A 10,270-nucleotide genomic window follows, 5' to 3' on the forward strand; every position below is an offset into this window, starting at 1 on the left:
TACCCTGACACGGATTTCCACTGGTTTTTACAATTTTTTTAAGACTAACTTCCACTTCTACTAGCGGTGGAACTTAGTTTGGGAATTTAGCTTTTGATTGTTTTTTCTAAAATTTGTAGAAGAATTAAAAAAACTGAATGTAGTTTTAAAAGAAAAACACTTATTAACCTTTAAATTAAAAGAAGTAAAAAAGTCCCTTTAAAAGGAACTTCTTCTATTTATAATTAAAAGTCTCCCCTGCCAACTTATCAGCTAGCTTGGGAAATAGGGTATAAAACTTATGGGCTAGGTTCAACAAGACTGGGAGATTGAGTTCTCGTTTGTTTTTTCCTATAATCTTGACAATCTTTTTAGCCACTGTATCTGGTTCTAGCAAGAAACGGTCAACCGACTTAAGATAAGTCCCATCTGGGTCCGCTTGGTCAAAAAATCCTGTTCGGATTGGTCCTGGATTGACCGTCGTTACATAAACACCGTAGGACATGAGTTCGAGACGCAGAGCATTTGAAAACCCAATGGCCGCAAACTTGGTCGCTGAGTAAAGGCTGGACTTACCAGTAGCTATTAGACCTGCCATGCTGACGATATTGATGATATGGCCTTTTCGGCTTTCCTTCATACGAGCAGCAAGGCGACGAGACAGATTCATCAAAGCAAAGGTATTGACCTCGAACATCTGGTGAATATCTTGGTCAGAAATCTGGTCAAATTCCTCGAAAATCCCGTAACCAGCGTTGTTAATCAAGACATCAATCTTGCCATAGCGGAGATAGAGATCAGTGACCAGAGATGCTAAGGCTGAATCATCGGTAATGTCTATTTCAATCAATTCTGCACGGGGATGGTTTCCGTAGAGTTGGGCTAATTTTTCCTTATTTCTACCAAGCAAGATGAGTTGGTCATTTGGCAAGAGTTTGACTATTTCTTGGGCTAGACCACCGCTAGCTCCGGTAATGAGAATAGTAGGCATACTTATCCTTTCTCAATCTTTTAGATTTCCACTTCTTCTAAGTCTTTGACCACATGGACATTTTCAAAAACACTAGCAGCGTCTTTTTTGAGCTTGCTGATATCTTTTGAGAGGAAACGGGCACTGATATGGTTGAGCAAGAGGCGTTTGGCTCCTGCTTCTACCGCTACTTGTGCAGCTTGCATGTTAGTAGAGTGGCCATGGTTACGAGCAATTTTTTCATCACCCTTGCCATAAGTGGACTCATGGACAAGGACATCTGCATTGACAGCCAGACGCACACTGGCATCCGTTTTGCGAGTGTCACCCAGAATAGTGATAATTTTACCTGGACGTGGGGCTGAGATATAGTCTGACGCCTTGATTTCAGTCCCATCTTCTAAAACAACGTCCTGACCGTTTTTAATTTTTCCAAAAAGTGGGCCAAATGGGACACCAGCAGCCTTAAGTTTTTCAGCATCCAGCGTTCCTTCCAAGTCCTTTTGAATGACACGATAGCCAACACAGAAAATAGTATGATCCAGCTCCTCTGCATACACCGTAAATTTATCGGTCTCAAGGATTTTTCCTAGAGAATCTTGGTCAAACTCATGAAAATGAATACGGTAAGGCAGGCGCGAACCTGACACACGAAGGCTGGTTAAGACAAATGACTTGATTCCTTGAGGTCCATAGATTTCCAAATCTGTCTGCTCTTCATTGGCCTGAAAGGCACGACTAGAAAGGAAACCTGGCAAGCCAAAGATGTGGTCTCCATGTAGGTGGGTAATAAAGATTTTGCTGACCTTACGTGGTCGAATTGTGGTTTCCAGGATGCGATTTTGCGTACCTTCTCCACAGTCAAAGAGCCAGACTTCGTTAATCTCGTCCAAGAGTTTCAGAGCGAGACTTGAAACGTTGCGGGCTTTAGAGGGCTGACCTGCCCCCGTTCCTAAAAATTGAATATCCATTCGATACTTTCTAATTAATCAATATATAACATGGCTGTGCGGTTTTCCGATCGGAAATAGCGCTTGCCAGAAAAAGCTGTAGCTTCTTGTAATAACTCCTCTTGGCTGTAACCTTTAAGACGCTTGCGACCATCAGCCAAGCTTTCCAAATCAGTCAAAGCTGTGAGACTCTCCATGCTAACAACTTCCTCATCTCCAACAGCCTTCATGTAAATCTTACCAGACTCTTCAAAGACCAGTTGATGGGGGAAAATTTGCGCAATTTCAAAGAGCAAGTCTTCTGAAAGAACCTCTTTATCTTCAGAGAAAATCCGACCCAGACCCTCACTCTCATAACAAAAACCAAAGGATTTACCAGACAGATTAAGCCGAATAAAAGGCTTATTTTCTAGGGTGAAACTTGGCTCAGTATTGTAAAGATTCAGTTCCTGACTGAGTTCCGCAAAATAATCCGTCGCAGCCTCAGGACTTTTTTTCTGATAGAGTTCTGCAAAGTAAGCATTGACCACGCTGGGCGGAGGTGTGATCAGTGCCAACTGCTCTTGCTCTGTTTTACCAGCTAGAAGCTGATCTAGATAGACCTTGTCCAGACTTGTATAGCCCCCATATTTTAGAGCCAACGTTTTAATATCAGTCATAAAATTCCTCTAACCTCCATTTGTTTTTCTCGGAAATGTAGCCTGTAATCACTTCGCCATCCTCCTGATAATCACGTTCTTCCAGAATCGCTACACTTTCTAAATCATGAATCTTATAGGACTTAGAAAAAGGCACGCGCAGGGTAAAAGATTCAAAAATATCCTTGATTTTCTCTAAAAATAGTGTCTGCAAGTTCTCACGACTATCCTCAGACTTGGCAGAAATGAGGGTATAAGGCGTTTGGGTCGGCGTAAAATCCTCCACCAAATCCGCTTTATTATAAAGGGTCAAGCGAGGAATATCTTCCATGTCCAGGTCTTTCATGATGGACAGAACCGTTTTTTCATGTTCCTCATGGTAAGGATTGCTGGCATCGATAACATGAACCAAAAGGTCTACATGCTTGCTTTCCTCCAAGGTTGACTTAAAACTGGACACTAACTCTGTCGGCAAGTCTTGGATAAATCCAACGGTATCAGTCAAGGTCACTTGGAGATTCCCTCCCAGATGGATACTCTTAGTTGTCGCATCCAAAGTCGCAAATAGCTCGTCAGCCTCATACTGGGTCTTACTGGTTAAAGTGTTCATGATAGTTGACTTCCCAGCATTGGTATAACCAATCAAACCAATCTTAAAGGTACTCGACTCCAAACGTTTTTCTCTAACAGTTGCTCGATTTTTCTCAACCACCTTGAGCTGGCGCTCGATATCCGTGATTTGATTGCGAACGCTACGACGGTTCAGCTCCAGCTGGCTTTCACCAGGTCCCCGAGAACCAATTCCCCCTGCCTGACGGCTGAGCATAATACCTTGGCCAACTAGACGGGGTAGGAGGTACTTGAGCTGGGCTAGGTGGACTTGAAGTTTGCCTTCATGGCTTCGAGCCCGCATGGCAAAGATATCCAAAATCAACTGCATACGGTCAATGACCTTGACACCCAGAACTTCCTCCAGATTGACATTCTGCCTTGGCGTCAGACGGTTGTTGACGATGACAGTGGTAATTTCTTCTGCATCCACCATGAGCGCAATTTCTTCTAACTTACCAGATCCGACGAAGGTCTTGGAATCATATTTTTCACGTTTTTGTCTGTAGCTATCTACAACGACTGCACCAGCTGTCTTAGCTAGACTGGCCAATTCTTCCATAGAGAGGTCAAAATTGTCCATGCCCTGCAATTCTACACCTATGAGCAGGACTCGCTCCTCTTTTTTCTCCGTATCAATCATCTAAAAACTCCTCTATCTGGCTTAAAATGCGGTCTTGCACACCAGACTCTCCAATCTGATAAAAGGTGACCTGCATGCGATTACGGAACCAAGTTAGCTGACGCTTGGCAAAACGACGAGTCGCCTGTTTGAGACTCTCACTGGCTTCCTCCAAGGTCTGCTCTCCACGGAAGTAAGGAAAGAGTTCCTTATAGCCAATTCCTTTAGCAGCCTGCACATCTGGATAATGGTCAAACAACCACTTGGCTTCGTCTAGAAGTCCAGCTTCAAACATCAGGTCCACTCGGTGATTGATACGTTCATATAATTGACTGCGCTCATCATCCAAGCAGATAATCAGTGATTCATATAGACTCTCTTGATTTTCCAAATCCTGACCAAAATGGGCAATTTCCAATGCACGCATAGCACGACGACGATTAAATTGGGGAATCTCAAAGCCTGCTTGCTCCACAAGATGAGCTAGTTCCTCATCTGTATAAGGCTCCAAACTAGCCCGATAGGCCAAAATCTCCTCATGGGGAGTCTCCCCACCCAGGTGGTAACCTTCTAGCAAGCTCTGGATATAAAGTCCAGTCCCACCAGCGATAATGGCAAGCTTGCCACGACTGTGAATATCCTCAATAGTCACCTTAGCTTCTGAAACAAAATCAAAAGCCGAGTAAGACTCGGTTACCTCTCTAACATCGATTAAATGATGAGGAACAGCTGCCTGCTCTTCTGGACTAGCCTTAGCCGTCCCTATATCCAGACCTCGATAGACTTGCTGGCTATCTCCACTAACCACTTCGCCATTAAAACGCTTTGCAACTTCGATGGCAAGGGCTGTTTTTCCAACTGCAGTCGGTCCAACAATCACAATTATTTTTGTTTTCATCTTTTTTCCTTGAAAAATTCCCATTTTTTCGTTACTATTATTATAACACAAAAAGGTCAGTCAGAAAAATGTGACCTCTTGAGGAGGCTGGCTGGTATAGAATATAAAGGAGGAAGACTCATGGCTAAAGGATTCGCTAAAGGTCTTGTAACAGGTGTCGCAGGAACTGTCGCTGCAGTTGCAGGTGCAGTATACGCATTTAAAAAGAAAGTGATTGAACCAGAAGAGCAAAAAGCAGCTTTCATCGAAGAAAACCGTAAAAAAGCAGCTCGTCGCCGCGTATCACGTTAAGAAACAAAAGAAGTTGGGATTATTCTCAACTTCTTTTTTCTATTCTTTTAAATAGCTAGGTCAAACTTCAACTGCGGCTTGACAGGGTCATAATCCACCAACTCAAAGTCCTCTGCTCTAATATCAAAGAAATTAGTCCCATCTGGCACATTCAAGACCAAACGTGGTTGGCAGTTTGATGGCTCACGACGGAGCAATTCCTGAGCTTGTTCAAATTGATTGTCATAGATATGGAGATTGTTGATGAAGTAGAAGAACTTCCCAACCTTCCAGCCGAAATGCTTGGCAATCATCATTTGAAGAGCCACATACTGCATAGCATTGATGTGGTGGGCCACCAACATGTCATTCGAACGCTGGGTCAAGGTCGCATCCAGATAGATTTCCCCATCTACACGGCGGACATCAAACATGGTCTGAAAGGCACACGGAAGGAGGCCCTCTGTCTCCTCAAAAGCTTGGTAATCCCAAAGGGAGATGATGTTTCGGCGGTTCCAAGGGTTGGCTTCCAACTGTTTGAGAAGCTTATTGATGATGTCGTGTTTCTTAACAACAGCACCATAGCGCTCACCAATGGTTCCTGTATCTCCCACTTCCCAGTCATTCCAGTAGTGAACATTGTACTTGTCATTAAGCACGTCTAGGCTATTAGACTGGTCTTGGTAAATCCAGAGCACTTCCTTGATGGCTGATTTGATGGCAATAGGACGCAAGGTTGTGATGGGGAATTCCCCCTTGGCCAAGTCATACTCTGCAAAGGCACCCGTTACATACTTGGAGTTGGCAACTGTCCCATCCTTGTACTTGGGACGTGCCTGCTCAGAAAAGACACCGTCTTTGAGGATTCGTTCAATATTCTCTTTAAAAATCGTATCTGCTTTTGTCATTTACTCTCACCTCATTTATTGTCCTAACTAGTATAGCATAAAAAAGAAAAGAGGAACATTACTAACTCTAGGTTAGCATTTTTCCTCTTTTTTTATCTTATTGCAATACAAGTGATGCTGCTCCGATAACTCCAGCGTCATTTCCTAGAGTTGCAAGAGCTAGTTTAGTTGTTGTGCGTACTTGTGGGAAGGTATTTTCGTCGTAAACCTTTTGAACACCTTGTAGAAGGAATTCTCCTGCAGCTGACACACCGCCACCGATAACGATTGTTGATGGGTTTAGGATTGAGCCAATGTTAGCACAAGCGATTCCCAAGTAACGTGAGAAATTACGGTAAACGATCAAAGCAAGATCGTCTCCTTCTTTTGCCAAATCAAAGACAGTCTTAGCAGTTACTTCTTCTCCATTATCAATCAAGCGTTTCAAGGCTGCATCACCTTCGTATTCGTCGGCATAACGACGAGTCAAGTTGACAATACCTGTTGCTGAAGCAACTGTCTCAAGGCAACCTTTCTTACCGCAAGTACATGCGATTGGTTGGTCAAAGTCAACAGTGATGTGGCCAAGCTCACCTGCTGCACCAGCAACACCGTGAAGCAATTTGCCTTCTGCGACGATACCGCCACCAACACCAGTACCGAGTGTCATAAAGACAACGTCTGGTTGGTTATCTCCAGCACCCATCCAGCGCTCACCAAGAGCAGCTACGTTGGCATCATTATCGATGAAGAAAGGAATACCCAAGGCTTTTTCAATCTTTTCTTTGATTGGTTGAAGGGTTTTCCAGTTGAGGTTGTAGGCACCAATAACAGTCCCTTTTTCACGGTCAACCACACCTGGTGATCCCATCCCAATACCTTGGAAGTCCGCTGCTGCTAATCCAAGCAAGTCCAAGCGATGTTGAATAGACTCAATCATATCATCAACGATATGACTTCCCTCATCCAAAATGTTAGTCTTGATAGACCATTTTTCTTGGATTTCTCCTGCTGTTGTCAAGATTGCAAATTTGATAGAAGTTCCACCAAGGTCAATCCCAATAATCTTTTGACTCATCATATTCTCCTTTTTCATTATGAATTAATTGAAAATGCTTACAGTACTAGTATAACAAAATTCACTCATTTATGCAAAGGTTTGCATTAACTTTCTAGATTTTATCCTTACTTATGGTTTCCATAGACCTGAAGCATCTACATAGTAGCGGCCTCCATCAACTCGCTCATTTTTAGCCATTTTACCATCTGATTTCAAATAGTAGTTTCCTTGCCATGCATTGCGAGCATAAGAGCCATCTGATTTCAAATAATACCAAGCTTGATAAGAAGAGTCATGAATCCATTCGCTCTGGGCCATTTTACCATCTGATTTCAAATAGTAATTTCCTTGCCATGCACTATAAACATAAGATCCATCTGATTTCAAGTAATACCAAGCTTGGTAAGTAGCATCATAAACCCATTCATTGATAGCCATTTTACCATCTGATTTCAAATAGTAATTTCCTTGCCATGTACTATAAGCATACGAACCATCTGATTTCAAGTAATACCAAGCTTGATAGGATGAATCATAAATCCATTCGCTCTGGGCCATTTTCCCATCTGCTTTCAGGTAATAGCTTCCCTGCCAAGCATTTTTTACTGGATTTCCATTTCCATCAAAGTAATACCAAGCGCCGTCCTGCTTAACCCAACCACTTGCTGTAGATGAAGTTGTATCAGTTTGAGTTGTCGTTGATTGTTTTGCTTTGAAAGCACCCTTAGGAGCATTTTTCAATTCGCAAGCCACACCATCATGATCGCGGTCTAACTTGGCAGAATAACCAGATTCTCCCTCGTGAATATCTGAGTATCCATTCGCCCAAGCTTCTTTACAACTAGAAAAATGAATGTTTTCTTCTGCTAACACAGGTTGTGAAAACAAGGCTAAAACTGGCAAGGTTGCCAGACTCATTTTTAAAAATAGACGTTTATTCATTTCTTTCTCCTATAACGATGTTATCGATTTCACTATTATTTTATCAAACTTATTTCAGCAATTCAAGGAAAGGTTTAATCTGTTCAGCAAACTCTTTTGGTTTAGCCTTATTCAAGACATGAGGACCATCTGGTATAATCTGAAATTGAGATTCTGATATTAGTTTATGAAGACTTCTCATAGAATTAAGATTCGGTTTATCTTTGCTGCCACAAATTAGTAAGGTTGGATAAGGACAAGTTCTTGATATATCAGTTAAATCAAGTGTCTTCAATTCCTCAGAAACTCCGACCATAAGAGCTTTGTCTGCTCCCTGTTTTTCAAATGTCCTTTTGGGGAGTAGTTGAAATATCAGCAACTGAAGATAAAATAGGATATTACCGGACAGTTTAAGTGGACATCCTGATAGAACCAAAGCTCGAAGATTTGATAAATTGTAACTAGATAGTTCTAATGCCAGGGCAGCACCTAAGGACAATCCAACCAAAATAAAAGGTTCTGTCTCTTGAGCTAGATGCTGATAAACCCGCTCTTTAGCTTGTTGATAGTTGCTAACTCCAGAAGGAAATAACTCAATAGCCTCAGAAGGATAATCTGTCAGTAGATTCCGAACTTCTTTCCAACTATCTGCTGACTGACCTAACCCGTGTAAAAATATTAATTTCATTTAGTTCTCCCTTACTGACAACTCATACAAGCCCCTGACTGCATTACAGCCATAGATAGCTTCTGATCCCTTCAAATCTTCTATGGTCAAGACTTTCTCTTTTACTTGTCCGCTTTCAAGCAAGTTTTGACGATAAATTCCTTGTAAAAGACCTAGTTGACTTGGCGGTGTATAGAGTTTCCCATCCATTTTCAAGACCAGATTCCCAATAGTGGTTTCAAGAAGTTTGCCATCAGCAGTGTGATAGATGATTTCCTGATCTCCCATTATCAAATGCGGTCGGTGAGTCGTTTTGAAGTAGGTAAAGGCTTGTTGCAAATTGGCTTCCTTAAGGCAAAGTTTGGCCTGACAAAAACTTGGACTGAGGGGTGTTAATACTCGGCGATCGACTTCTATCTCTCCAGACTTGCTGAGAGAAATACGCAAGCGGTAATCTTGATTAGCATCACAAGCATGACACTCTTCCTCTATCTTTTGTTTCAAGTTTTCTGAATCAAATGGAAAGGCAAAATACCGACTAGCTTTTCTCAGCCTTTCCAGATGTTGTTCTTCAAACATCAGTTGTTTTTGGCTGATTTTTCCAGTTGTAATTAATTGGAAGCGAGCTTGTTTACGATAGAGAACTGCTGCCTTTTGATGAACCTCGCGGTATTCAGATTCCCATGTGCTATCCCATGTAATGCCTCCGCCTACTCCATAGATAGCTTGCCCCTTGTAGAGTTGAATGGTCCGGATAGCAACATTAAAAATCCGTCGTCCATTTGGAAGCAAGAGACCAATCGTTCCGCAGTAGACTCCACGCGGTTGTGGCTCCAAGTCCTTTATAATTTCCATAGTCGCAATTTTCGGAGCTCCTGTTATGGAACCGCAAGGAAAGAGAGAACGGAATATTTCAACAAGATCAACATTCTCTCGCAACCGACTCTTGATAGTCGAAGTCATCTGCCATACAGTCGAATATTGCTCTACCTGACACAAGCATTCCACATGCTCACTTCCCACCTCAGATAGTCGGTTCATATCATTACGCAAGAGGTCCACAATCATCATATTTTCAGAACGATTTTTGGGATCCTGTTCCAACCAAGCTGCCTGGTCCAAGTCCTCTTGATTGGTCAGTCCACGTTTTGTTGTCCCCTTCATTGGCCGTGTCGTCAAATCACGTCCCTTTTGTTCAAAAAAGAGCTCCGGACTCATGGAAATCACTGCCATCTCATCATGCTCAACATAGGCATTATAGCCCGCCTCCTGCTCCACTACCATACGATTATAAATAGCAAAAGGATTGGCAGTCACTGCTTGCTTGAGCTGAACCGTATAGTTGACCTGATATGTGTCACCTTGACGCAGATGATGATGAATCTGAGCAATGGCTTTTTCATAGTCTTTCTTTGATGTTACTTCCTGCCAATTTGACGGCATATCAACTTCGTCATAAGTTAACGGAATACTAGATTTCTCTACACTATCATGAACCGTAAAGTAGAGCAGATACTCTCCCAACAAAGGTGCAGGGTGAACAGCTAATTTCTCCTCAAAAGCCGGTGCAGCTTCATAACTGACATAACCTACTACATAGTAGCCTTGTTGCTGGTAGTCTTCCACCCGGGCTAATAGTTCCTTAACTTGAGCCAAGTTTCTTGTTTTTAATTCTAAAATAGGCTTGGTAAAAGTGTATCTCTCACCCAAAGTTCTAAAATCAATTACTGTTTTTCTATGCATAGCTTAAGTATAGCATAAAAAGGTAAATCAAGAAAAACTTAATCTACCTTTTTACT

Annotated in this window: 11 protein-coding genes; 1 reads left to right on the forward strand and 10 read right to left on the reverse strand. The window is 42.2% G+C overall.

The window, feature by feature from the left end:
- Positions 1-214 precede the first annotated feature (214 nt).
- The 5 genes from B7692_RS01195 to miaA are packed head-to-tail and all read right to left on the reverse strand — an operon-like array spanning position 215 to position 4,666.
- Entirely contained in the window at positions 215-970 is a 756-nt protein-coding gene (locus tag B7692_RS01195) for an SDR family NAD(P)-dependent oxidoreductase (RefSeq protein ID WP_084929671.1), read from the reverse strand.
- A 20-nt stretch (positions 971-990) separates the two neighbouring features.
- A complete protein-coding gene (gene rnz, locus B7692_RS01200) occupies positions 991-1,920 on the reverse strand; it encodes a ribonuclease Z (RefSeq protein ID WP_004256134.1) in 930 nt (309 codons plus the stop codon).
- 14 nt (positions 1,921-1,934) lie between these two features.
- Positions 1,935-2,558: a cystathionine beta-lyase gene (locus B7692_RS01205; protein ID WP_084923371.1), complete on the reverse strand. Its 624-nt coding sequence runs from the start codon at positions 2,556-2,558 to the stop codon at positions 1,935-1,937.
- The gene (gene hflX / locus B7692_RS01210; RefSeq protein ID WP_084929672.1) at positions 2,551-3,789 is read right to left on the reverse strand and encodes a GTPase HflX; all 1,239 of its coding nucleotides are present in this window, start codon (positions 3,787-3,789) and stop codon (positions 2,551-2,553) included. Before hflX ends, B7692_RS01205 begins: the two co-directional genes overlap by 8 nt.
- Entirely contained in the window at positions 3,782-4,666 is an 885-nt protein-coding gene (miaA, locus tag B7692_RS01215) for a tRNA (adenosine(37)-N6)-dimethylallyltransferase MiaA (RefSeq protein ID WP_084929673.1), read from the reverse strand. Before miaA ends, hflX begins: the two co-directional genes overlap by 8 nt.
- A gap of 120 nt (positions 4,667-4,786) precedes the next feature.
- On the opposite strand from miaA, the gene B7692_RS01220 reads away from it, so the two are divergent.
- On the forward strand, positions 4,787-4,957 hold the full coding sequence (locus tag B7692_RS01220; protein WP_001051780.1) for a DUF3042 family protein: 171 nt from the start codon (positions 4,787-4,789) through the stop codon (positions 4,955-4,957).
- A 47-nt stretch (positions 4,958-5,004) separates the two neighbouring features.
- Here the strand turns inward: B7692_RS01220 and B7692_RS01225 are convergent, their stop codons facing one another.
- The 5 genes from B7692_RS01225 to pabB form a co-directional block, all read right to left on the reverse strand.
- Positions 5,005-5,844, reverse strand: coding sequence for a thymidylate synthase (locus B7692_RS01225; RefSeq protein ID WP_084929674.1), 840 nt, complete (start codon positions 5,842-5,844; stop codon positions 5,005-5,007).
- A 97-nt stretch (positions 5,845-5,941) separates the two neighbouring features.
- Complete coding sequence (locus B7692_RS01230; RefSeq protein WP_020902451.1) at positions 5,942-6,901, reverse strand: ROK family glucokinase; 960 nt, start codon at positions 6,899-6,901, stop codon at positions 5,942-5,944.
- A gap of 111 nt (positions 6,902-7,012) precedes the next feature.
- Positions 7,013-7,825, reverse strand: a complete 813-nt coding sequence (locus B7692_RS01235) for an N-acetylmuramoyl-L-alanine amidase family protein (RefSeq protein ID WP_084929675.1) — start codon at positions 7,823-7,825, stop codon at positions 7,013-7,015.
- Positions 7,826-7,874: 49 nt separating this feature from the next.
- A complete protein-coding gene (locus B7692_RS01240) occupies positions 7,875-8,492 on the reverse strand; it encodes an alpha/beta fold hydrolase (protein WP_084929676.1) in 618 nt (205 codons plus the stop codon).
- Positions 8,493-10,214, reverse strand: coding sequence for an aminodeoxychorismate synthase component I (gene pabB, locus B7692_RS01245; RefSeq protein ID WP_084929677.1), 1,722 nt, complete (start codon positions 10,212-10,214; stop codon positions 8,493-8,495).
- Between the last annotated feature and the right edge of the window lie 56 nt (positions 10,215-10,270).

The organism is Streptococcus mitis (genome assembly GCF_002096925.1).
GTDB lineage: Bacteria > Bacillota > Bacilli > Lactobacillales > Streptococcaceae > Streptococcus > Streptococcus mitis_AF.

Excerpts from the sequence above, each read along its gene's own strand:
- B7692_RS01195 (WP_084929671.1), bottom strand. The coding sequence starts at position 970 with ATGCCTACTATTCTCATTACCGGAGCTAGCGGTGGTCTAGCCCAAGAA.
- rnz (WP_004256134.1), bottom strand. The coding sequence starts at position 1,920 with ATGGATATTCAATTTTTAGGAACGGGGGCAGGTCAGCCCTCTAAAGCC.
- B7692_RS01205 (WP_084923371.1), bottom strand. The coding sequence starts at position 2,558 with ATGACTGATATTAAAACGTTGGCTCTAAAATATGGGGGCTATACAAGT.
- hflX (WP_084929672.1), bottom strand. The coding sequence starts at position 3,789 with ATGATTGATACGGAGAAAAAAGAGGAGCGAGTCCTGCTCATAGGTGTA.
- miaA (WP_084929673.1), bottom strand. The coding sequence starts at position 4,666 with ATGAAAACAAAAATAATTGTGATTGTTGGACCGACTGCAGTTGGAAAA.
- B7692_RS01220 (WP_001051780.1), top strand. The coding sequence starts at position 4,787 with ATGGCTAAAGGATTCGCTAAAGGTCTTGTAACAGGTGTCGCAGGAACT.
- B7692_RS01225 (WP_084929674.1), bottom strand. The coding sequence starts at position 5,844 with ATGACAAAAGCAGATACGATTTTTAAAGAGAATATTGAACGAATCCTC.
- B7692_RS01230 (WP_020902451.1), bottom strand. The coding sequence starts at position 6,901 with ATGAGTCAAAAGATTATTGGGATTGACCTTGGTGGAACTTCTATCAAA.
- B7692_RS01235 (WP_084929675.1), bottom strand. The coding sequence starts at position 7,825 with ATGAATAAACGTCTATTTTTAAAAATGAGTCTGGCAACCTTGCCAGTT.
- B7692_RS01240 (WP_084929676.1), bottom strand. The coding sequence starts at position 8,492 with ATGAAATTAATATTTTTACACGGGTTAGGTCAGTCAGCAGATAGTTGG.
- pabB (WP_084929677.1), bottom strand. The coding sequence starts at position 10,214 with ATGCATAGAAAAACAGTAATTGATTTTAGAACTTTGGGTGAGAGATAC.